Below are 21069 nucleotides of genomic sequence, written 5' to 3' on the forward strand. Positions count from 1 at the left end.
CCCATATGAGCAGTAGCCTGCTAAACACCGAGGCGCTGCGCGAAGCCGCAGCACAATCCAATACGATGATTTCCCTCTGCAAGCGCTATCTCGGCGAATTGCAGGATGAATTAAGAGCCCGCTTCTACGCGGACGAACCCATTCAGACACTGGTCCGGATGCGCTCCGAAAAGCTGGATATTCTGCTGCGATTCCTCTGGAGCCGCTATGACTGGGGCGATGACATTGCCCTGATTGCTGTCGGTGGCTACGGGCGCGGCGAACTGCACCCCCACTCCGATATCGACCTGCTGATTCTCACCGATGACAAGGCCGCTGATTACCGCGAGAACATCGAGAGCCTGATCACTCTGCTGTGGGATATTAACCTGGAGATCGGTCACAGTGTGCGGGGCGTGAGCGAGTGTCGCCAGGCCGCCATCGACGACATTACCATCGTCACCAATCTGATGGAGTCCCGCCCACTGAGTGGCAACGCCGAACTTCACGAACAGCTGATGGCGCTGGTTGGGCCGGATCAAATCTGGCCGAGTGCCGAATTCTTCCGGGCGAAATGGGACGAGCAAATCCTTCGCCACCGTAAGTATGCCAACACCGAATACAATCTTGAGCCGAATATCAAAAGCTCTCCCGGCGGGCTGCGCGATATTCAAATGATTGGCTGGGTCATTAAGCGCCACTTCGGCGCGCAATCCATCGATGAACTTCGCGATCGCCTGTTCCTGAGCCAGGAAGAGCTGGACACCCTGAAAGATGGCCAGAATTACCTGTGGCGTCTGCGTTTCGCCCTGCACCTGATCACCGGTCGTGAAGAGGACCGGATGTTGTTTGATCACCAACGCACCCTCGCCGCGCAATTCGGCTACGAAGACGACGACAACAAACTGGCCGTCGAGCGCTTTATGCAGCAGTACTACCGCTGGGCCCAGCATTTGGGCGAGCTGAACGACGTACTGATGCAGCACTTCGACGAAACCATTCTACGGGCCTGCGAGGCGGAGACGGTGCTGGAAATCAATCCGCGCTTCCGCATCCGTAACGGCCACATTGAAGTAACCAACGACAAGGTCTTTGAAAAAACCCCGTCGGCACTGATGGAAATTTTTGTGCTGATGGCCCATCACGACGCGATAGATGGTGTGCGCGCCAGTACGATTCGCCTGATTCGTAAATCCCGCCACCTGATTGACGAGCAGTTTCGCGCCGACCCGCGCAATAAACGTTTCTTTCTGGAATTATTGCGTGCCCCTCAGCGGGTCGCACTGAACCTGCGTCGCATGAAGCGCTTCGGCGTATTGGGCAAGTTCATCCCGGCCTTCGGCAAAATCGTCGGCCAGATGCAGCACGACCTGTTTCATATCTATTCGGTCGATGCCCACACCTTGGAACTCATCAAGAACATCAGCCGCTTCCGCTATCCGGACATGGTCAAGCGCTACCCGATGGCCTGCCGTATCATGCAGCGGCTACCCAAGCCGGAACTGCTGTTTCTGGCCGGACTGTTTCACGACATTGCCAAAGGCCGCGGCGGAGACCACTCCACCCTCGGCGCAGTTGACGCTCGGGAGTTCTGTGAATACCTGGGTTTGAATCGACGCGACACCAATCTTGTATCGTGGCTGGTCGAAAAACACCTTGAGATGTCGTCCGTCTCCCAGCGCAAAGACATTCAGGATCCCGATGTCATCCGCGACTTCGCTCTGATGGTGGGTGACCAGCAACACCTCGACTATCTCTTCTGCCTGACTATCGCCGACATCAACGCCACCAATCCGAATCTCTGGACCTCCTGGCGTGCCTCACTGATGCGCCAACTGTATGCCGAAACCCGCCGCGCCCTGCGCCGCGGGCTTGAAAACCCCATCGACAAGCAGGAATGGATTACCGAGACCCAGAACGAAGTGCTGGAAAAGCTTGAGGACTATGGCTTCACCGAAGCCGAAGTGCGCGAGCTGTGGGGAAACACCGGCGAAGACTATTTCATCCGCGAGCAGGTGGACGATATCGTCTGGCACTGCCGGGCCATTGCCCAACGCACCTCTCCCCAGGCCTCGTTGGTTCTCGTTAAAAAAGGCGGACTACTCGACCACGAAGGCGCCACCCAGATCTTTGTGCACACGCCATCCAAGAAAGGCATCTTCGCCGTACTGGCCGGCGCCCTGGAGCAGCTCGACCTGAGCATTCAGGATGCCCGTATATATAACTCTGGTACCGGCTATACACTGGATACCTTCTACGTGCTCGGAGCAAACGGCGAACCCATCGGCGACAATCCCGTGCGAATACAGGAAATTACCGACTACCTCGTTCAGCAGCTCAGTCAGCCAGAGGGGTCACCGGAGGAAGTGCACCGCCGCATGCCCCGTCAAATGCGCCTGTTTTCCACACCCACGCGCACGAGCATGGCGACCGACCTCAACAAGGGGCATACGGTACTGGAGGTCATCACCCCCGACCGACCTGGACTCCTCGCACGACTCGGTACAATTTTCAACGACTACAATATCCGTCTGCAGAACGCCAAAATCGCCACCCTTGGCGAGCGGGTTGAGGACGTCTTCTTTATCACCGATGAAGAAGACCGCCCCATTAACGACCCCGATCTCTGCACCCAGATCCAGAAAGCCATCTGTCGCGAGCTGGATGAGAAAGCGAGCAAGCAAGCCCTATGAACCCCCGTCTCCAGGCTCTTCAGGCCTACCCTTTTGAAAAGCTGCGCGCCCTGCTGGGCAGCAGCCGCAGCGAGCAGGCGCACATCCCGCTTTCTATCGGCGAACCTCGCCATCCCGCCCCGCAATTTGTGGCACAGACATTGGCCGCCGAACTGGGCCGTCTCAGCAATTACCCCAGCACCAAGGGGATTCCCGAACTGCGTGAGGCGATTCGCGAATGGGCCTGCCGCCGTTTTCAGCTTGCCGGGCTGGACGCCGAACATCAGGTGCTCCCGGTAAACGGCACCCGAGAGGCCCTGTTCGCCTTTGCTCAGGCAGTGATTGACCCCAACAGCGACGCCCTGGTTTGCAGCCCCAACCCCTTCTATCAGATCTACGAAGGGGCGGCACTGCTGGCTGGAGCACAACCCTATTTTCTACCCTGCCTTGCCGATAAGGGATTTATTCCCGACTACGACGCGGTTGCGCCTGAGATCTGGCAACGTTGCCAGCTGCTCTATTTGTGCACCCCCGGCAATCCCAGCGGCGCGGTCACCGATATCGCAACACTGCAGAAATTGATTCGACTGGCCGACCAATACGACTTCGTTATTGCCAGTGACGAATGCTATTCCGAACTCTATTTTGACGAAGACGCGCCGCCACCCGGCCTGCTTCAGGCCTGCGCAGAGATGGGACGCAACGACTATCACCGCTGCGTGGTGTTCCATAGCCTGTCCAAGCGCTCCAATTTGCCGGGGCTGCGCTCTGGCTTTGTCGCGGGCGATGCCACGGTACTGGCGAGCTTCCTGCTGTACCGCACCTATCACGGCTGCGCCATGCCCGTTCAGCACCAGCTCGCCAGCGTCGCCGCCTGGCAAGATGAAGACCACGTGAAGGAAAACCGCGATCGTTACCGGGAAAAATTTACCGCGGTTCTCGAGGAGCTGGACGGTTGTCTGGACGTCGCCCAGCCCGATGCCTCGTTTTATCTGTGGGCCAAAACCCCAATTGCCGATACCGACTTTGCACAGCAGTTGTTTGAGCAACAGCATGTCACGGTACTGCCCGGCTCTTACCTCTCTAGAGAAGTCGATGGCCTCAACCCCGGTCGCGGCTATGTGCGTATGGCGTTGGTCGCCGAGCTGGACAACTGTGTAGATGCCGCCCGCCGAATTCGCCGCTTTGTCGAGGGGCTGCCCCGCTAATGTGTGAAGCCAGCAAAACAGCGCCCCGCAACCTGCTTAAGGCCGAGCGCGTCGCCTATATTCTGCAACGCCTCGACGAGCTCTACCCCGAGCAGCCCATCCCGCTGGATCACCGCGATGCCTACACGCTGCTGGTCGCCGTATTGCTGTCGGCACAGTGCACCGATGAGCGCGTCAACCAAGTGACCCCTGCACTGTTTGCGCTGGCCGACAATCCCTTTGATATGGCTAAGCAAAGCGTTGAAGCCATTCGCGAGATTATTCGTCCCTGCGGCCTCTCCCCGCAAAAATCCAAAGCGATTAAACGGCTCTCGGAAATACTGGTAGAACAATACAACGGCGAAGTTCCACAGGACATGGATGCACTGGAAGAACTTCCCGGTGTCGGCCACAAAACGGCCAGCGTGGTAATGTCTCAGGCTTTTGGGGTCCCCGCTTTCCCCGTCGATACGCATATCCATCGTCTCGCTCAGCGCTGGGGGCTGAGCAGCGGTAAAAGCGTCGCGCAGACCGAGAAAGACCTGAAAAGATTATTTCCCAAAGACCGCTGGAATGCCCTGCACCTGCAGATCATCTATTACGGCCGGGAATACTGCAGCGCCCGCGGTTGCGATGGCACGGTCTGCGAAATCTGCCGACACTGCTTCCCTGCCCGCAGACATCCCAAGAAAACCCGCAAAGCCTGATGGCCTGTCGCCGTGAACCGTCGGCGGCTTTTTGCTATGATGTCGCGCCGTTTGAAACGCAGAAAACATAGCCATGAGCATCACGCTATACGGAATCAAGAACTGCGACACTGTGCGCGCCGCCCGGCGCTGGCTGGAGCAGCATCAAATCGAGCACCGCTTTCAGGATGTCCGCGACGAATCCCTGAGCACTGAGCAGTTGCAACAGTGGCTCGCCGAACTGGGCAGCGACAAACTGGTAAACAAACGCAGTACCACCTGGAAACAACTGAGCGACAGCCAACGCCAAGCACTGAGCGATGACACGGCGGTCGCCCTGCTGCTGGAGCACCCCACTCTGATGAAACGCCCGCTGCTGGACACCGGCAACGAGCGAGTACTGGGCTTTAAAGCCGACCAGTACCAAAACCTTTTTACCCATCACACGCTTTAAGCCTGCAAGAGAGAATCTAATGAGCGAATCACTTTTCAGCCTGGGCCTCGGCCTGGGTAGCCAAAACAGCAAAGGCGAATGGCTGGATATTTTCTACCCCCAGCCGCTGGTACAACCCAGCGACGCCCTGTGCAAGGCCATTGCCCCCATCGTGGAATACAAAGGCGGCAATGCCGCTATTGCCGTCAACAGCGAGCAAATGAGCCGTGTGGCTGAAGCCGCCAAAGCCGCGGGCGACAGTGCCCAGGCCGATATCGCGGCACAATTGGCCAGCAGCTCCCAGCCGCTGGTGGTTACCCTGTTGGCCGAAGACGCGGCCCCCAGCTCGGTGCCCGAGGGCTATCTGAAACTGCATCTGCTTTCTCACCGCCTCGCCAAGCCACATTCACTGGATCTGACCGGCCTGTTCGGCGTACTGCCCAATGTCGCTTGGACCAACCAGGGGCCGGTAGACCTGCGTGAACTGCCCCAGCGCCAGCTCGACGCCAGAATGAAAGGTGAGCTGCTGGAAATCATGTCAGTGGATAAATTCCCGAAAATGACCAACTACGTGGTTCCCGCCGGCGTGCGCATTGCTCACACCGCGCGTGTTCGTCTCGGCGCTTACCTCGGCGAAGGTACCACCATCATGCACGAGGGCTTCGTCAACTTTAATGCTGGCACCGAAGGCCCGGGCATGATCGAAGGCCGTATTTCGGCAGGTGTAATGATCGGTGCGGGCTCCGACCTCGGCGGCGGTTGCTCCACCATGGGTACGCTGTCCGGCGGCAACAATATTATTATTTCCATCGGCAAAGAGTGCCTCGTCGGTGCCAACGCCGGTGTGGGTATTCCGCTCGGCGACCGCTGCACGATCGAAGCCGGCCTTTACATCACCGCGGGCTCAGTCGTGGCGATGATTGACGATAAAGGAGAGCAAGTCGGTACCGCCAAAGCCCGCGACCTGGCAGGCCAATCTGACCTGCTGTTCCGCCGTAACTCCAAGAACGGTGCTATCGAAGTTCTCACCAACAAATCAGCCATCGCGTTGAACGAAATGCTTCACGCACACAACTGACTTTCAATAAAAGCCCTTTCTCACCCGGCCCATAGAAGTATTTGTGAGCCGGGTGACGACCATCCGCATACATCAAAAACCTAGCTATAAATTATCGACCTGACCAAAAGTGCTTTAGAAGAATTTTCCCATCTGACACACTGAAAAAGGCGCGACCTAAATGCGTTGACTAATGCACATATGTATGGAAAAGTTCCCTTACCTTCCCTCGCAAAGGATTTGCGAAGTCTCACTAGTCATGTGAGCACTCCTACCATTGCGTGAACGTCACAACCACTAAAAGGATTTTTTCATGCGATGTTTGCCACTCCACCTCATGGCGGTGTTCCTGCTTTCCGGCTGTGCCTCTATGATCAGTACAGGCGATCAGGAAATAGCTCTTCGCTCCGAACCTGCAGGAGCAGAGGTCTGGGTAGACGGGCTTAGGCGCGGCGTAACGCCGATGATGCTTGAGCTTGATCGCCAGAGCGATGACAGAAAACTGAGCCTGCAAAAATCTGGCTACGAAGCTTATGAAACAGTGTTAGAGAGCAGCTTCAATGGCGTGGTTCTCGGTAATATCCTGCTAGGTGGCATCATTGGTCTTGCCGTGGATGGAATGACGGGAGCCTTCTGGCGATACGACGTCGACAGCATTGATGCGGAACTGAAGCCCGGAAATGGTCAAATGGTGGTCGCATCCAACTCCACGCTTCCCCAACAATACGTCGGTACAACCCCCCCGGCAAATCCAGCCACGGACGAGGGGAAGACTTATACTCCCCGTCAGGTTCCCAGAAATGCCGCTATCGATGAAGATTACATCGCCAGGCAACGCGCCTATGTGGAAAGCAATACGGACGCCATTCGTCAGGAACTCGAGAAGGGCTACCCAGGCGACGTACTCGGCATGATGCTGGTGAGCTTCAACGTCCCCGTCGCCGAAATCCCTCAAAATATTCAGGTTCTTTCAGCAATTTCAGACCAGCACCCCAGCGACAGCAGTTTTGTAGATGCGGTAATGGATCACTACTACTGACCCCTGAGACATACGGCATCCATGCTTTCATTCGTGCCTGAAAAAGACTTATCAGGCACGTAACACCTTGCCAAGCTCGGAAATTCATGTGAACTCTCCGCCCATCGTCTACTCTATTGTGTAAGCAAATAATGGGAGGAGAACAGATGGAGTTGCAAATTACCGGCCTGCTTGGACTGCTGGTATTTATCGCCGATATCTGGGCCATTCTTAATATTGTTCAAAGTCGCAACAGTTCCGGCAGCAAGCTGCTGTGGATTGTGCTGATTCTTCTGCTGCCGGTGCTCGGACTGGCGATCTGGTTTTTTGCGGGGCCCCGGGAACCTCGCTGAACCTTATGACGTTATTGCCAGATATCAACTGGCCACTGATTGCTCACCACCTGACTCAACTCGCCATTGCCTATGTGTTGTCGGTTCCCATCGGCTGGAACCGGGAAGCGGCATCACGCGGGGTAGGTCTGCGCACATTTCCGCTGGTCGCGATTGCCTGCTGCGCTTATCTGCTGATCGGTCGCGACGTCCTCAGTGGTTCAGAATCCCATGCGCGCTTAATGTATGGTCTGATGAGTGGCATCGGCTTTATCGGCGGTGGCGCCATTCTCAAACAAGAGGGCACGGTCAGTGGCACCGCCACAGCAGCAGCCATCTGGTCAACCGGTGCCATTGGCACAGCGGTTGCGTGGCAGCGCTATGAAATCGCCATTGTAGTAAGCATCATTACAGTTATTACACTCAGGGCGCTAAGCCCGCTGAAACGCTTTGCTCACAGCAACGACAAACGCAAAAAGCGATACCGGGAGACACATGGAGAGTAAGCAAGCGAAGATCAACGACTGGGCCTTGGCGCTACTGGCCTTGCTCGCAGTGCTGTATACATTGCGACTGGCCAGGGACGTGCTGCTGCCAATCACACTGGCATTGATCTTCGCCCTGCTGCTGGCCCCCGCCGTCAGTCGTCTTCAACAGTGGCGCGTTCCCCGCAGTCTTGCAGCGCTGCTGCTGATTGCCATCAGCGTCGGCGGTATTGGCGGCGGTTTTTATGCATTAGCTTCCCCGGCCAGCGAATGGCTTCAACGCGCACCGGAGGCCGTATCGGTGATTCGTGATCATCTGCACGATGTGAACGGCGATACCGGCGACGTCGATGCGGCCACGGCCAGTCTGGATTCGCTCGCCAAGGAATTCTCCAGCCCTTCAGACCCCGAAATCAAGAAGGTACTTATTGCCGACCCCGGCTGGCGGGGAGAAGTCTGGGAGACACTGAAGAATTTTGGTGTGTATGGCACGCTGAGCGTCATCATGTTGTTTTTTCTACTCAGCTCTGGCGAAGCGCTCATCCAACGCTTCATCAACAGCCTCCCCAGCCACCGCGACAAAACGACCGCCAAAGAACTGGTCGGGCAAGCGCAGCAGCAAATGTCTCGCTATCTGCTGACGATTACCCTGGTTAATGCAGCGGTCGGTGCAGTAACGGCCTTTGGTCTCTGGCTGATTGATTTCCCCGACCCGGCTCTGTGGGGCGCCTTAGCCGCCTTACTGCGTTACATTCCCTATCTTGGGGTCAGCATCACGGTCATGCTGCTGTGTATTGTCAGCGCGGTAAGCTTTGACAGCCTGACGGGCATATTGATCGCGCCACTGGGCTACGCGCTTTTTACCGCGATGGTCGGACAATTTGTCGACCCCTTCGTGCACGGAATGCGTTTCAGCCTGAACCCTATTGTGGTGTTTCTCTGGATCTTTTTCTGGGGCTGGCTGTGGGGTGCGCCCGGCGTCCTGCTGGCGGTGCCTCTGCTGACCCTGTTTCAGGTCGTCTGCCAACACGTAGAACGCCTGCAAGCTATCGCTCACATCATAGGAGAAGACGCTGATGTTTCCAGGTCTTGAGCAATACCGTGCCCAACTGTGGCCCCTGCCCCCGCAACGCGACACCCGCGAGGGGAAAGAGCGCCGCCTGGGCGTAGAGATTGAATTCACCGGCATGGATATGCCGGAGATTGCCCAGTGCATTACCGAGCAGTTTGGTGGCGAGATTCAGCGCGGCTCCGAGTATGAATACACCGTCGCCAATACCGAGTTTGGCGACTTCGGCATCGAACTTGACTCCGCCTACATCAAACGCCTCGGCCGCGAGCGGGAAGAAGCCGGGCAGGCCAGCGAATTTGAAGAGCTGACAGAATCGCTGGTGGGACTGGTTGCCCGCCAGTTGGTGCCGTTTGAAATTGTGGCGCCACCAGTCGAAATCAGCCAGCTCTGGCGATTGGAAGATCTGTTCTTGATGTTGCGCAAAGAGGGCGCAGAAGGCACGCAGGCATCAGCAAAAAACGCGTTTGGCTTGCAACTGAATCCGGAGATGCCCGATTGCGAGGCGGACACCATTCTGAACTACTTACGGGCATTCCTGTGTCTATATGAGTGGTTGATCTGGCGCAGCCCCGTGGACTTCAGCCGCCGACTGACCAGCTATACCGATCCATTCAAGCGCGAGTATCTGCGACATGTCCTCGCGCCGGATTACCAACCGGATATCGGCACGCTGATCGACGATTACATTCGCTTTAATCCCACCCGCAATCGCGCCCTGGACTTGCTGCCACTGTTCGCGCACGTCGACGAAGAAAGGCTGCGCGCAAAAATTGACGACCCGCGAGTCAAAGCCCGACCAACACTGCATTACCGGCTACCGAACAGTTTGATTGGCGACCCGCAATGGGGGCTGATTCACCCTTGGCGCGACTGGCTGCAAGTGGAGGCACTGGCTGCCGATACAACGCGACTCAATGCGGTATGTCGTCACTATCGAGAGCACATTGAGAGTGCAACCAGCGGTTTATTCAGCGATTGGGCGCAGCGAGTCAGCCTGCATTTGATACCGGAGCTGTTGTAGACGTGTCGATACTTCACCGCCACCACCCTGTTATCGGCGTGACCGGCGAAGACCGCCGCCTGCCAATTTCCTGGTGGTTTATTCGCTCAGCGCTGCGACGCGTCGGTGCGCAGGCGATTCACCTGACTCCAGCTCACAAGGAGATACCCCTGCACCTGGATGGCCTGATTATCAGTGGCGGCGACGATATTGATCAGGGCCTGTATTTACCCGAAGCGCCGGAAGTGGCGCCGATGAATCCGCGGCGTGACCGCTTCGAGATTGCGGTGCTGGAGCGGTTTCTTCCACGCTCACTACCTATTCTCGGTATTTGCCGGGGAGCGCAGCTGCTGAACGTGGTGCTCGGCGGCAGCCTGCATGTCGACCTGCGTCACTTGCGTCGACGCACCAGCAATCGCCGCATGCTATTACCCCATAAAACACTGATGCTGGATGCGGGCAGTCATATGGAGGAAATCCTGGGGACTGAACGCTGCCACATCAATAGCCTTCACCATCAGGCCATCGACCGTCTCGGCGAAGGCATGGTGGTCAGCGGACGAGACCTTGACGGTATTACGCAGGCCGTCGAGGCCGCCGACGGGCATTTCCGCATGGGTGTGCAGTGGCACCCGGAGTACCTTCCCTTTCAGCGTCCCCAGCGCCGCCTGTTCAAAGCCCTGTGCGAGGCCGCGAGCCAATGATCAGTCAATATCTCCTGCTGTTCGCTGCGGCTTTTGGCGCCGCGACCCTGCTGCCCTTCTATTCAGAAATTCTGTTAATTGCGCAACTGGAGTCCGGACTCACTCCCCTTTGGCTGTGGCTGGCGGCCAGCGCCGGCAATACCCTCGGCGCCGGGGTTAACTGGTGGATGGGTATGAAGTTGAGCCACTACGCCGATCGCCGCTGGTTTCCCGCCCGCAAAAAAGACCTGGAACGCGCACAAGGCTGGTTCGGCCGCTACGGCAAGTGGACATTGCTCATGTCCTGGCTGCCGGTGGGTGGTGATGCCCTGACAGTGGTGGGCGGTATCATGCGCGTCCCGCTGCCGAGCTTCTTCTTGTTAGTCGCCACGGGCAAAAGTCTGCGCTATGCCATTCTCATCCTCGGGTACAATGCAGCGGTTTAAACTTCAGGACGTGAGTCATGGCACTGAGCGCCAGTATTTTTAAAGCCGATATCGATATCAGTGACCTTCGTCGCCATTACTATCATTCACACAGCCTCACCCTCGCCCGCCATCCGTCAGAGACCAACGAGCGAATGATGCTGCGTCTGCTCAGCTTCGCGCTGTTTGCCGATGAACAGCTGAGCTTCACCCGCGGCCTCAGCAATGACGATGAACCCGACCTCTGGCTGAAGGAATTACACGGCGGCATTCGGCTGTGGATCGAACTCGGCCAACCCAGTGCCAAACGACTCCGCCGCGCACGCAGCCAGGCAGAACATGTTGTCGTTATCAGCTACGGCGGCCGCCCGGCTTCGCAGTGGTGGCAGGATGAAGGAGAACAGCTATCGAAGGAAAACTGGCTGAGCGTGCTGGAAATCCCCAGCGATGCCTCCCAAGCACTGGCGGAGTGGGCGCAACGCGGTATGCAGCTGCAACTCACGCTGGATGAAGACAGTATCTGGGTGTCCAGCGCCGAGCAGTCGTTACAAATTCAGCCTGTGCTACGCTGTGGCAACATCCTCAACCACTGATCGGACATCATGATTCATATTCAAGGCATTGATCACGTCGTGCTCCGCTGCGCGCGCATCGATACCACCCTCGCGTTCTATCGCGACACGCTCGGCGCAACCGTGGAGCGCACACTCGAAGAACTCGGGCTTTACCAGCTTCGCGTCGGCACAGCCCTCATTGATCTGGTACCGGTAGACAGCCCCTTGGGGCAGGAAGGTGGTGCCGCGCCGGGACTGGAGGGGCACAACATGGACCACCTGTGTTTGCGCCTGGAACCCTTCGACGGGGCCGCCATTCTCAACTACCTGGATCAGCAACAGATTCCCCATGGCGGCCTTGAACGGCGCTACGGCGCGAGCGGTTTTGGTCCATCCATTTACTTGACCGACCCCGAAGGCAACCGTATTGAATTGAAAGGCCCTGCCGACTCACTGCAAAAGTGACAGGAATAGGTCATGAACATCAAAAATTCATGACAAATTCATATAAAAACCGACGTTGAAACAAATTCGTCATCAAGATGTAACAGACGCCCCGCATACTGCGCAGCATCGAAAAGCCTTTGTGCCGATTCCATTATTTCATTGAACCGACAGGCTGCCCGCGCAGCTATAGGGAGCGTTTTATGTCACTGATCTCTACATGCAAAAAACTGATCGCCGGTGCTGCACTGGCTGCGGCGTCACTGCTGGCCGTTGCCGATGAGCCGCAACTGCTGCTGGAAGAAGTGACCGTTATCGGTGCCGTTCGCGCGTCCGATGCCGTTCGCGTTGACAACATTGACGTCGCTGGCGACGAGCAACTGGTCGAGATGCCGGTCGCGTACGAGTAAGGGCATCACGGCTCGGCGGGACGGCTTCTCAGCTGTACCGCCGAATCAATACTCAGCGTATCCAACAAGGCATTCATTGCCAGAAAACTGGCCTGATCGCCTTCAGCACTCAGCGCCAGCGCGATATAACCGGCGGTAAACGCACCCAAGCCGCTGTCAAAGCTTTCCCAGCGATCACCCGTCCAGGCCTGTACCCACATATGGGGCACAAACACAAAGCGCCTACCTAAAAAGCGTTCATTGTTATAGGCCAAGCCCATTACTAAACGGCTGGGAATTCCAGCGGCACGCCCCAGTGCCGCCAATAACAGCGCGTGCTCCGTGCAATCTCCATGGCCGGACTGCAGAGCATCCAACGCCGTGCCATAACCGCTGTAGGTAGCCACTTCATCCATATGCCCGGTAACAAAGCGGGTCAAGCGCTGCATGGCTGCTCGCGGGCTCAATTCCGCATCGCCAAGCACCTCCTCCACCACCCGCTGCATGGCGGAATCGTGGTGTGGCAGCCAGTAGTTGGCAGCCATCGCTGCCTGCAATGGTCCTCTGTCGGGGGCTGATTCATCACCGCAATCGTCGCAAATGCTGACCAGCAACTTGTCGTCTTGCCGACGCACCTGCTGTTCACCTGTCGCAGGAAGCTCAGCATCAGCCACACCGCCAAGCTGGTAGCGGATCTTTCCGCGCAGCGCCTCATCACTGATGCGATAGGGAGAACGAATCAAACGCTGATACACATGCTGCGGCGGCTGTAGGGCCTGATCCCGGCAACGCTCGTCACAAGGCAGCAGCCAGAGATCACTCCCCGCCGAAAGATTGCGCTCGGCAATCGGCGTAAAGTTCACATCGCTGAACCATTCCGCTTGCCACTGCCAGCCCCGCTCTGTTTGCCGCTCACGATCGATGCGCCAAGCAATCTGCTGCAGCCAGGGCAGCAACAGCTCACGCTGCTCGGGATCCAGCGGAGACTGACTGATCGGTGTAAAACGGTAGCGAATGGTCTCCAGCGTCAAGCTCGAAAAACTCCACTCTCGGGTTACCAAGGGAGCCTGCCCCCGGTTTTCCAACATGCTGCGCTGCAGTGCCACAGGAAACAGCGGGGCCGACTCCAGGCGGATCGCATTTCTGCGCTCGGCCTGTTGCAATTGCCAGCCATCCCCCTGCCTGATCAACTGCAAACGGTGATTAGCGGCCTTGGAGCGGAGTTGTTTGCTGGCTGATAACCCCTGTGCATCCCGCGATTCCACATAATCCAGCCGCACACGACTGATACTGACCGGCGCACCCGGTTGCTGCACCGCAATATCCGTGACCTCACTGCTGAAACAGCGTTCGCCCGCGCAATAATGCCACTGCTGGCGACGGCCCAGTGGCTGACCATCGCGCTGTAATACCTGCCAGCGGCTTTCGACCCCGACCGGCGGCGACGGCGGCACGTTCGGCGCCGGGCTCGCCGCACAGGCACACAAAAAGACCGACAGGAGACTCACACCGCGACGAAACACCACTACACTACCCATGTAAAACGATGCCTAAGCCTAACAGAAAACCCTTTTCAAACTGTGAACGTAACAACTGCATATCTGGCCCTGCGGAACCGACAATGAAAATATCCTCTGCCCGCCACATTTTTCTCGCGCTGGCGCTGCCCGTCACTGTCAGCCTCGGCGCTTGCAGCGCGCCGCCTGCCGTTCAGCAGCTTGAAAAAGCCCCCGAGCTGGCCCCCTGCCCGCCCTCGCCCAATTGCGTATCCAGCCTCAGTCGTGACGACTCGCAGTATGTGCCCGCATTTACGGCAAATACCGCAGACGATTGGCAGCGCCTGCAATCACTGCTGCTAAGCTCACCGCGCAGCTATCCTTTGGCACGTGCCGATCACTATCTCCACGTTGAAGTACGCAGTGCACTGCTGCGCTTTCGCGATGATGTCGAACTTCGCTACTTCCCGGAGCAGCAACGCATCGATGTGCGCAGCGCTTCTCGACTGGGGCACTACGATTTTGATGTAAATCGTCAGCGTGTCGATGCCTTGCGTGCCCGTTACGAGCAGCCGCCCCCCTAGCGCAGTCAGCCGCAGCAGATTGTGCGACAATGCGGCCATGCGCAAAACCGACAAACACCGCGAACGCCAGATTATCGATGCCCTCAATACCGTGTGCGAGCGCGCACTGGAGCGGTCACTACCCGGCTTTACGTGGCTGACGCACCACGTCGACTACCAGCGCTTTCCCAACAGTCTGACTGTCTTCTGCATCGTGGAAGGTAATGCCCCAAACAGCGAGGCCTGGTTGGTGGAAGCTGTCTGCAAAGCGCTGCGAGACTGCAACATCCCCTTGCCATCGAGCCGCTGTCACTGCCTGGGTGAAGCCAGCTATCAGCAGCGCTTCGGCTAACAGGACACAACATGAGTGAGCAGTACCTGGAAATCGAACGCAAATTCCGGCTGCGCGATGAGCGCTGGCGACACGCAGTGGACGGCCTTGAAGCCCAACGGCTGGTGCAGGGCTATCTCAGTCGCGATCCGCAGCGCAGCGTACGCGTGAGACTGGCTGGAGATACTGCATGGCTGACCGTCAAGGGCATGAGTGAAGGGGCCAGCAGGTTGGAGTTTGAATATCCTGTTCCTGCGGCGGACGCAGAGGCCATGCTGGCCCTGTGCGAAGGTCCCCTGATCGACAAGCAGCGCTACCGGCTGCCGATAGACAACGATACGCGGTACTGGGAAATTGATGAATTTTTCGGCGATAACGCCGGACTGGTCGTCGCCGAGCTGGAGCTGCACAGTGAAAACGAAACTGTCCCCCAGCCGTCATGGCTGGGAGAAGAGGTTACCGGCGATCCCAACTACTACAATTCCAGCCTCAGCCAGCGACCATTTGCGTACTGGACTGAGGAAGAACGCCGTTAGAGAACGTCGGTAATCACCGAACTGTTAATACCGACTGCACGATGAGGTAGAAAGCGCGGCCCTGACAGCTGCTCGATCTTGCCGCCCTTTTTCAGAAATGCATCGACCTGTCGGGAAATCTGTTCGCGCAGCGCGTGCTGATGATACTGGGAGTGCATGGACATCGAAGGGGTATTGCGGCGCATTGTCGGCTCCTTCTGGCATAAGCGTAAGTAATCAGCGGCAGCGACTCCGCTACCGGCACAGCAGATGCTAGCGAGTGGCAATGACAATCCCGCGATGCTTTTATGACAGACTGACAACAGCGCAGGCAATCAGACAGGCATAAAAAAAGGCCGCCGAAGCGACCTTTCTCTGTCCCCCTGCTTTCTTACACAGCGGGCATTTCGTCGGCCATTTCACGCAGCTTATTCTTGGCGACTTTTTCCAGCGCAGCGCGCGGGAACTCGTCCACAAAGTACACCGCTCGGGGCACTTTGAAATCAGCCAGATTAGCTTTGCAATGATCGATGATCGCCTGAGCAAAGGCGTCCTCATCCTCCGGCGCGCCCCAGCCTTTGATCACAAAGGCGACCGCAACCATATCGAGCATCTCGTGGGATTTTGCGACCACAGCCACTTCGCCGATACCGCCACCGGGCACCTGCATGATGGTCTCTTCAACCTGGCGCGCCGATACGTTTTCGCCACCGACTTTCAGAGCGTCCTTATCGCGATCAGAGAAGTAGAAATGCCCCTCATCGCCGATATGCACCATGTCACCGGTTTTAAACCAGCCATTGTCCGTAAATGACTTGGCCATCGCCTCGGGATTTTTGTAGTACTCGAGGAAGATGTTCACGCCGCGTACGCCGTGCACCCACAGCTCACCAATTTCACCTTTTTTGCAAGGCTCGCCGGTCTCGGGGTTCACGACCGCCAGGTGATACCCCGGCGTCGGCTTACCGATACTCCCCTGAGGCCATTCCTGCACGAAATCAGAGCGGGTCGCATGGGTTACGGTCTCGGTCATGCCCCAGCTTGCAAAGGGCTGAGCCTTCAGCCAGCCCTCGATTTCCTTCCAGATAATACCCATCGGCATCACTTTCAAGCTGTGCTGCTCGGGCACCGGCTGCGGGCCGATTGCCTTGAAGACAAACGGAATCATCGAGCAGTGGGTCACCTGATACTTGTCGATAATCTCCCAGAAGCGACTGGCGGAGAATTTCGGCAGCAGCACGGCGGTACCGCCCACACCCAGCGAGCCCCAGAAAGCCCAGCTCTGACAGTTCACGTGGAAGAACGGCAGAAAGCCCAGGTAGACGCTGTCACGGTTCATGTTCATGCTCTGGGAACCCATAGTCCCTGACCACAGCGCATTAGCATGGGTATGCACCACCGCCTTGGGCAGCGAGGTGGTACCTGAGGTAAACATGATACCCGCAGGCAGCATCGGCTCGGCAGGGCGCTCAGGAACCGTAGCCGGATCGCCGAAGAGGCTGCCGAATGTCGCTTCGTCATGCTCCTCACCAGCCTCGGCCGCTTCACCAGAATTGTCGTCGGTCACCACAATCCACTGCACGTTCTTGGCATTGGCTTTGATCTCTTTGACAAATTTGGGCTGGGTAATCACCCCTACGGCTTCAGTGTGATCGGCAAAGTATTCGATCTCACCACCCACACAGCGCGTATTGGTCGTCACCCCAACGGCACCCAGCTTGGCACAGGCATACCAGGCCAGTACCATTTCCGGGCAGTTTTCGGCGTGAATCATCACTTTGTCGTGTTTGCGAACGCCCTTGGCGTACAGGCCCGCAGCCACCTTGCTGGTTTCTTCGTCAAAGGCTTTGTAGGTCCAGCGCTGGTCTTCACCAGAACGCGGCTCCCAGATCATAAACGGGTGATCGGGGCGCACCTGGGCCCAGTGCCGCAGGCGTTGCGGAATATCCTGATCGGCAAAATCAAACTGCGCAGCGGCAGCAGCAACGTCCAGATCCAAACTCATAGCCACTCCTTCGTTATTGGTTAGGCATTGTAGGGCGATAAAATAGCCTTGATCTTACCCAGCCACCTTGGCCGCCACTATGACAAAACCACTCATCCCAGTGACATTTTGAACAGTCCCCTGCCTGTGCTCCATCTCTGTTAAAATGCGCGCTTTTACACTTGCCGAGCATTGATTATGAGCCTGAGCCCGACCCTCGAACTTGCCATCGACCTGATTAAACGGCGCTCCGTCACGCCAGAGGACGAAGGCTGTCAGGCACTGATGATGGAACGCCTCAGCGCCGCCGGTTTTCACTGCGAAGCACTGCGCTTTGGCGAGGTCGATAATTTCTGGGCCGTACGCGGCGATAGCGGTCCTCTGCTGTGCTTTGCCGGTCACACTGATGTCGTTCCTACCGGCCCCGAAGGACAGTGGCAAACCCCGCCTTTCGAGCCGGAAATCAGTGACGGCATGCTGCGCGGACGCGGTGCCGCCGACATGAAGGGCAGCCTCGCCGCGATGGTGACCGCCTGTGAGCGCTTTGCCGCCACTCACCCCGACCACAATGGCCGCATCGCCTTCCTGATTACCAGCGACGAGGAAGGCCCCGCCAAAAACGGCACGGTGAAAGTGGTCGAATGGCTGGAAGCGCGCAACGAGAAAATCGACTGGTGTGTGGTGGGAGAGCCCTCGTCCACGACCCGCGTGGGCGATGTGATCAAGAACGGCCGCCGTGGCTCGCTGGGAGCGGTAATGACGGTACGCGGCGTGCAGGGCCATGTGGCCTATCCCCACCTGGCCAAGAACCCCATCCATCTCGCGGCCCCCGCACTGGCAGAACTGGCCGCAGAGCAGTGGGATGAGGGCAATGACTTTTTCCCCGCCACGTCCTTCCAGATCTCCAATATCAACGGCGGTACTGGCGCGACCAATGTCATACCCGGCGAGTTGCAGGTGGTGTTTAATTTCCGCTTTTCCACCGAACTGACCGCCGAGATTTTGCAGCAGCGCACTGAAGCCATCCTCGACAAGCACAAGCTGGACTATCACATTGACTGGCAACTGAGCGGCCAGCCCTTCCTGACCGCGGAAGGTCCCTTGGTGGAAGCGGCACAACAGGCCATACAACGTGTGACGGGCGAAGACACCGAACTCTCGACGGCAGGCGGCACCTCCGACGGACGCTTTATCGCTCCGACGGGCGCACAAGTCGTGGAGCTGGGGCCAGTGAATGCCACCATTCACAAGGTGGACGAATGCGTGAAGGCCGAGGATCTGAACCTGTTGAGTCAGATGTACGAAACCATGATGGAGCAACTGCTGGCGAAGTAATCAGTCCTTGGGAAAGGCCTTGATCGGATAAACGTCGAAACGCACAGCCTTACCGTCGATACTGAACTGCGGCGCCCTGGGACCATCGATAACCGGTGCTCTGGGTGGCCGCTTCACCACCACCCGATAGCGGGCGGCACCCAGGGCCGCCGTCAACAGCGCGTCGGCGTCGTCATCCCTGCCCACCAACTGATGGAACATCTGCATTTCTTTTTTCACCAGCGCCGACTTACCGGACTCGGGAAACATCGGATCGAGATAAATCACATCGGCCAGTGGCTCTGCTACGGCCGCCGAGAGAAACGCAACGGCACTGCCTTCGATCAGCGACATGCGACTGACCACCGCATCGCTGTCATCTGTCCGACCCCGACGCAGACCGTCTGCCAGCAGCGCCGCCACGACCGGCTGACGTTCGCAGAGTGTCACCTCGGCTCCGTAGCTCGCGAGTAACAGACTGTCTCTACCCAGCCCTGCTGTCGCATCGATGACCGTCAGCCCGTCCCGGCGACCGCCGATGGCTTTCAACAACAGCTCCTTGCCGCGATGACGGTTGCGTAACTGCGCCGCAAAATCCACACATACCGGATTCTGCCGCGCCGCAGGTGACAGCCCCAGGCTCAACCGTCGATCAGCGTAAAAGACGTATTGTTGCGCCGGATCACTCTGCCATTCCGACACGCAGGACAAACCCAGACGCCCGGCAAGCTGCGGGACATCCTCGGGATCGCCATCTTGAACATAAAAAAGTGGAGCGGGCATTGCGTGAAGACACCGAACGGATTTCGCCAGCGATTGTACCGCGCCGCTGGCAAAAACCACCAGCCGCAGCGGCTAAACCCGGTCAGGCCGTGGCTGTTTTGGCTTCCAGCATCCGGGTAATCGCCGCCAGTGGTGGCATCAGCATTTGTTTGAGCTGCTCCGCATCGTCGCGGTCTGACAGCGCATCGGCGAAGCAGTCCAGCCACTGCTGACTGTGCCGAGGCTGGATACCCAGCGGCTTGTGGGCAGCGGTGATGCACATGCTGCCTCGAGATTCCATATACACCGGCGGCCCACCCATCCAACTGATGAGATATTGAGAGAAATACTCGCGCACAGGTCCAAGGTCCTGCGCATGCATGGCGCGGATTTCTGCGTAGCGGGCCTCGCTGTCCATATACTGGTAAAACCGGTCGACCAGGTGGCGAATACCCGCTTCGCCCAACATCTCATAGGGAGATTGCACGACTGACTCCTACAGGAAAAAATCCGTGTTTTTGGCACCCAACAGGGTCGCCCCTAGGTTGCGCCCAAACTTGAAGGGATTGTTGGCCACGTGCTGGCGACCCGCATTGATATCCAGCCACGCCCGATTCAGGGGATGCCCACGGAAAATACCCTGCGCCCCACAGGCAATAAAGAGTTCATTAACGGCGTCGGCGCATTTCTTGGAAATACTGGCCGCGTGGAAGCGACGCTGAATACGCTCACTCATTTCCAGACTTTCGCCGCGCTCGGCACTGTTAACAAAATAATTCAAATCATCGCGCAAGGTCGCCCGACATTCAGCCACCGCTGCCACCGCATTGGCCAGCGCCATCTGCACGTTCGGATCCTGAGCCACTTTGGCACCGTCATTCAGTCCCACGCGCTCGCGATTGACCTCGATGTAACTGTTGACGACGCCCTGCAAGGCACCGATGGAAGAGCAGGCTACCGCCCGCGTAAAAATCTGTCCAAAAGGCAGGGTAAACAACGGACTGGTATTGACGGCGCAGCCGGGGTTTTCACCACTGAAGCCGTCCATGCTGCGATGCGTCCGGTGCTCCGGCACAAACACAGGCTCGTCGATGACAATATCGTTGGAGCCCGTGCCCTGCAGGCCGCTTACATCCCAATTGTCGACAATACGGTAGTCACTAAGCGGCACCAGAAAGGTTCGATAATCATGTGCCTCGCCGGGTGTGGCGGGGGGCGCCATCCCGCCGAGAAACGCCCACTGACAGTGCTTGGAACCCGAGGAAAACCCCCAGTGTCCCGACAACATATAGCCGCCCTCAACGCGAGAGACCTTGCCGACCGGCATATACGATGAGGAAATCAGCACACTGCTGTCCTCGCTCCACACATCCTGCTGCGCACGGTCGTCGAACATGCCGAGCTGCCAATTGTGGATCGCCACCACGCCCAGCACCCAGGCCGTGGACATACAGCCCTCCGCCAGGGTTTGCTGCACGTCAAAAAACACCTGCGGCGGCAGCTCAAAACCGCCATAGCGCTTGGGCTGCATGATGCGGAAAAAGCCACTGCGCTGCATATCGGCAATCGTTGCATCGGGCAGTCGCCCGAGTTCAGCCGCCTCAGCCTGGCGCTCGATCAGTGCCGGCACCAGTGCGCGGGCATCGGCCATCAGTTGGTTTACGCGATTGTGATCAGTCACCTTGTTA

The 21069-nt window shown here is 57.7% G+C and carries 25 protein-coding genes; 19 read left to right on the forward strand and 6 right to left on the reverse strand.

All coding sequences use genetic code 11. The features are described from left to right. Window positions 1-5: 5 nt before the first annotated feature. From G411_RS0102840 to G411_RS0102910, 15 genes are all read left to right on the forward strand, one after another. Window positions 6-2672 (forward strand): [protein-PII] uridylyltransferase, encoded by a 2667-nt coding sequence (locus tag G411_RS0102840; protein ID WP_022957662.1) that lies wholly within the window; start codon window positions 6-8, stop codon window positions 2670-2672. Then, window positions 2669-3859, forward strand: coding sequence for a succinyldiaminopimelate transaminase (dapC, locus tag G411_RS0102845; protein ID WP_022957663.1), 1191 nt, complete (start codon window positions 2669-2671; stop codon window positions 3857-3859). Before G411_RS0102840 ends, dapC begins: the two co-directional genes overlap by 4 nt. Beyond that, complete coding sequence (nth, locus tag G411_RS0102850; protein WP_022957664.1) at window positions 3859-4545, forward strand: endonuclease III; 687 nt, start codon at window positions 3859-3861, stop codon at window positions 4543-4545. The genes dapC and nth overlap by 1 nt, the downstream gene beginning before the upstream one ends. A gap of 73 nt (window positions 4546-4618) precedes the next feature. Further along, window positions 4619-4978 (forward strand): ArsC family reductase, encoded by a 360-nt coding sequence (locus G411_RS0102855; protein WP_022957665.1) that lies wholly within the window; start codon window positions 4619-4621, stop codon window positions 4976-4978. Window positions 4979-4997: 19 nt separating this feature from the next. Then, window positions 4998-6035 carry a 2,3,4,5-tetrahydropyridine-2,6-dicarboxylate N-succinyltransferase gene (dapD, locus tag G411_RS0102860; protein ID WP_022957666.1) on the forward strand — a complete coding sequence of 346 codons (1038 nt, stop codon included), beginning with the start codon at window positions 4998-5000 and terminating at the stop codon, window positions 6033-6035. A gap of 349 nt (window positions 6036-6384) precedes the next feature. Beyond that, on the forward strand, window positions 6385-7053 hold the full coding sequence (locus G411_RS21280) for a PEGA domain-containing protein (RefSeq protein ID WP_169530605.1): 669 nt from the start codon (window positions 6385-6387) through the stop codon (window positions 7051-7053). Window positions 7054-7199: 146 nt separating this feature from the next. Next, entirely contained in the window at window positions 7200-7385 is a 186-nt protein-coding gene (locus G411_RS0102870) for a PLDc N-terminal domain-containing protein (RefSeq protein WP_022957668.1), read from the forward strand. A gap of 5 nt (window positions 7386-7390) precedes the next feature. Continuing rightward, window positions 7391-7870 carry an MgtC/SapB family protein gene (locus tag G411_RS19085; protein WP_022957669.1) on the forward strand — a complete coding sequence of 160 codons (480 nt, stop codon included), beginning with the start codon at window positions 7391-7393 and terminating at the stop codon, window positions 7868-7870. Then, window positions 7860-8942, forward strand: coding sequence for an AI-2E family transporter (locus G411_RS0102880; RefSeq protein ID WP_022957670.1), 1083 nt, complete (start codon window positions 7860-7862; stop codon window positions 8940-8942). Before G411_RS19085 ends, G411_RS0102880 begins: the two co-directional genes overlap by 11 nt. After that, window positions 8926-9942 (forward strand): amidoligase family protein, encoded by a 1017-nt coding sequence (locus G411_RS19090; RefSeq protein WP_022957671.1) that lies wholly within the window; start codon window positions 8926-8928, stop codon window positions 9940-9942. The genes G411_RS0102880 and G411_RS19090 overlap by 17 nt, the downstream gene beginning before the upstream one ends. 2 nt (window positions 9943-9944) lie before the next feature. Further along, window positions 9945-10625, forward strand: coding sequence for a gamma-glutamyl-gamma-aminobutyrate hydrolase family protein (locus G411_RS0102890; protein ID WP_028968090.1), 681 nt, complete (start codon window positions 9945-9947; stop codon window positions 10623-10625). Next, the gene (locus G411_RS0102895; protein ID WP_028968091.1) at window positions 10622-11050 is read left to right on the forward strand and encodes a YqaA family protein; all 429 of its coding nucleotides are present in this window, start codon (window positions 10622-10624) and stop codon (window positions 11048-11050) included. Before G411_RS0102890 ends, G411_RS0102895 begins: the two co-directional genes overlap by 4 nt. 17 nt (window positions 11051-11067) lie before the next feature. Continuing rightward, window positions 11068-11622 (forward strand): YaeQ family protein, encoded by a 555-nt coding sequence (locus G411_RS0102900; protein ID WP_022957673.1) that lies wholly within the window; start codon window positions 11068-11070, stop codon window positions 11620-11622. 9 nt (window positions 11623-11631) lie between these two features. Beyond that, window positions 11632-12048, forward strand: coding sequence for a VOC family protein (locus G411_RS0102905; RefSeq protein WP_022957674.1), 417 nt, complete (start codon window positions 11632-11634; stop codon window positions 12046-12048). Between the two features lie 182 nt (window positions 12049-12230). Beyond that, window positions 12231-12437 (forward strand): hypothetical protein, encoded by a 207-nt coding sequence (locus tag G411_RS0102910; protein ID WP_022957675.1) that lies wholly within the window; start codon window positions 12231-12233, stop codon window positions 12435-12437. Between the two features lie 5 nt (window positions 12438-12442). Here the strand turns inward: G411_RS0102910 and G411_RS19095 are convergent, their stop codons facing one another. Beyond that, the gene (locus G411_RS19095; RefSeq protein WP_022957676.1) at window positions 12443-13954 is read right to left on the reverse strand and encodes a transglutaminase-like domain-containing protein; all 1512 of its coding nucleotides are present in this window, start codon (window positions 13952-13954) and stop codon (window positions 12443-12445) included. An 83-nt stretch (window positions 13955-14037) separates the two neighbouring features. Between G411_RS19095 and G411_RS19100 the strand changes: the two genes are divergently transcribed. The 3 genes from G411_RS19100 to G411_RS0102930 are packed head-to-tail and all read left to right on the forward strand — an operon-like array spanning window position 14038 to window position 15342. Next, entirely contained in the window at window positions 14038-14496 is a 459-nt protein-coding gene (locus G411_RS19100; protein ID WP_022957677.1) for a DUF1499 domain-containing protein, read from the forward strand. 37 nt (window positions 14497-14533) lie between these two features. Next, window positions 14534-14827: a hypothetical protein gene (locus G411_RS19105; protein ID WP_022957678.1), complete on the forward strand. Its 294-nt coding sequence runs from the start codon at window positions 14534-14536 to the stop codon at window positions 14825-14827. Window positions 14828-14838: 11 nt separating this feature from the next. After that, window positions 14839-15342: a CYTH domain-containing protein gene (locus tag G411_RS0102930; RefSeq protein ID WP_022957679.1), complete on the forward strand. Its 504-nt coding sequence runs from the start codon at window positions 14839-14841 to the stop codon at window positions 15340-15342. Here G411_RS0102930 and G411_RS0102935 read toward each other — a convergent pair. After that, window positions 15339-15527, reverse strand: a complete 189-nt coding sequence (locus G411_RS0102935) for a hypothetical protein (RefSeq protein WP_022957680.1) — start codon at window positions 15525-15527, stop codon at window positions 15339-15341. The two genes, G411_RS0102930 and G411_RS0102935, sit on opposite strands and share 4 nt — an antisense overlap. Window positions 15528-15712: 185 nt before the next feature. Continuing rightward, on the reverse strand, window positions 15713-17326 hold the full coding sequence (locus G411_RS0102940; RefSeq protein WP_022957681.1) for a class I adenylate-forming enzyme family protein: 1614 nt from the start codon (window positions 17324-17326) through the stop codon (window positions 15713-15715). Window positions 17327-17509: 183 nt separating this feature from the next. Here G411_RS0102940 and dapE point away from each other — a divergent pair, with 183 nt between their 5' ends. Then, window positions 17510-18640, forward strand: a complete 1131-nt coding sequence (gene dapE / locus G411_RS0102945) for a succinyl-diaminopimelate desuccinylase (RefSeq protein ID WP_028968093.1) — start codon at window positions 17510-17512, stop codon at window positions 18638-18640. Here the strand turns inward: dapE and G411_RS0102950 are convergent, their stop codons facing one another. The 3 genes from G411_RS0102950 to G411_RS0102960 form a co-directional block, all read right to left on the reverse strand. Further along, the gene (locus G411_RS0102950; protein ID WP_022957683.1) at window positions 18641-19402 is read right to left on the reverse strand and encodes a class I SAM-dependent methyltransferase; all 762 of its coding nucleotides are present in this window, start codon (window positions 19400-19402) and stop codon (window positions 18641-18643) included. A gap of 82 nt (window positions 19403-19484) precedes the next feature. Continuing rightward, a complete protein-coding gene (locus tag G411_RS19110) occupies window positions 19485-19868 on the reverse strand; it encodes a globin domain-containing protein (RefSeq protein WP_022957684.1) in 384 nt (127 codons plus the stop codon). A gap of 9 nt (window positions 19869-19877) precedes the next feature. Next, complete coding sequence (locus G411_RS0102960; protein ID WP_022957685.1) at window positions 19878-21062, reverse strand: acyl-CoA dehydrogenase family protein; 1185 nt, start codon at window positions 21060-21062, stop codon at window positions 19878-19880. Window positions 21063-21069: the final 7 nt, after the last annotated feature.

The organism is Spongiibacter tropicus DSM 19543 (assembly GCF_000420325.1).
In the GTDB taxonomy this organism is placed as follows: Bacteria; Pseudomonadota; Gammaproteobacteria; order Pseudomonadales; family Spongiibacteraceae; genus Spongiibacter; species Spongiibacter tropicus.

Coding starts and splice junctions, on each gene's coding strand:
- G411_RS0102940 (WP_022957681.1), bottom strand. CDS start 17,326: ATGAGTTTGGATCTGGACGTTGCTGCTGCCGCTGCGCAGTTTGATTTT.
- G411_RS0102910 (WP_022957675.1), top strand. CDS start 12,231: ATGTCACTGATCTCTACATGCAAAAAACTGATCGCCGGTGCTGCACTG.
- G411_RS0102930 (WP_022957679.1), top strand. CDS start 14,839: ATGAGTGAGCAGTACCTGGAAATCGAACGCAAATTCCGGCTGCGCGAT.
- G411_RS0102905 (WP_022957674.1), top strand. CDS start 11,632: ATGATTCATATTCAAGGCATTGATCACGTCGTGCTCCGCTGCGCGCGC.
- nth (WP_022957664.1), top strand. CDS start 3,859: ATGTGTGAAGCCAGCAAAACAGCGCCCCGCAACCTGCTTAAGGCCGAG.
- G411_RS21280 (WP_169530605.1), top strand. CDS start 6,385: ATGATCAGTACAGGCGATCAGGAAATAGCTCTTCGCTCCGAACCTGCA.
- G411_RS0102870 (WP_022957668.1), top strand. CDS start 7,200: ATGGAGTTGCAAATTACCGGCCTGCTTGGACTGCTGGTATTTATCGCC.
- G411_RS19090 (WP_022957671.1), top strand. CDS start 8,926: ATGTTTCCAGGTCTTGAGCAATACCGTGCCCAACTGTGGCCCCTGCCC.
- G411_RS0102950 (WP_022957683.1), bottom strand. CDS start 19,402: ATGCCCGCTCCACTTTTTTATGTTCAAGATGGCGATCCCGAGGATGTC.
- G411_RS0102900 (WP_022957673.1), top strand. CDS start 11,068: ATGGCACTGAGCGCCAGTATTTTTAAAGCCGATATCGATATCAGTGAC.
- G411_RS0102840 (WP_022957662.1), top strand. CDS start 6: ATGAGCAGTAGCCTGCTAAACACCGAGGCGCTGCGCGAAGCCGCAGCA.
- G411_RS19100 (WP_022957677.1), top strand. CDS start 14,038: ATGAAAATATCCTCTGCCCGCCACATTTTTCTCGCGCTGGCGCTGCCC.
- G411_RS19095 (WP_022957676.1), bottom strand. CDS start 13,954: ATGGGTAGTGTAGTGGTGTTTCGTCGCGGTGTGAGTCTCCTGTCGGTC.
- G411_RS0102895 (WP_028968091.1), top strand. CDS start 10,622: ATGATCAGTCAATATCTCCTGCTGTTCGCTGCGGCTTTTGGCGCCGCG.
- G411_RS0102935 (WP_022957680.1), bottom strand. CDS start 15,527: ATGCGCCGCAATACCCCTTCGATGTCCATGCACTCCCAGTATCATCAG.
- G411_RS0102880 (WP_022957670.1), top strand. CDS start 7,860: ATGGAGAGTAAGCAAGCGAAGATCAACGACTGGGCCTTGGCGCTACTG.
- G411_RS19105 (WP_022957678.1), top strand. CDS start 14,534: ATGCGCAAAACCGACAAACACCGCGAACGCCAGATTATCGATGCCCTC.
- G411_RS19085 (WP_022957669.1), top strand. CDS start 7,391: ATGACGTTATTGCCAGATATCAACTGGCCACTGATTGCTCACCACCTG.
- G411_RS0102855 (WP_022957665.1), top strand. CDS start 4,619: ATGAGCATCACGCTATACGGAATCAAGAACTGCGACACTGTGCGCGCC.
- dapD (WP_022957666.1), top strand. CDS start 4,998: ATGAGCGAATCACTTTTCAGCCTGGGCCTCGGCCTGGGTAGCCAAAAC.
- dapC (WP_022957663.1), top strand. CDS start 2,669: ATGAACCCCCGTCTCCAGGCTCTTCAGGCCTACCCTTTTGAAAAGCTG.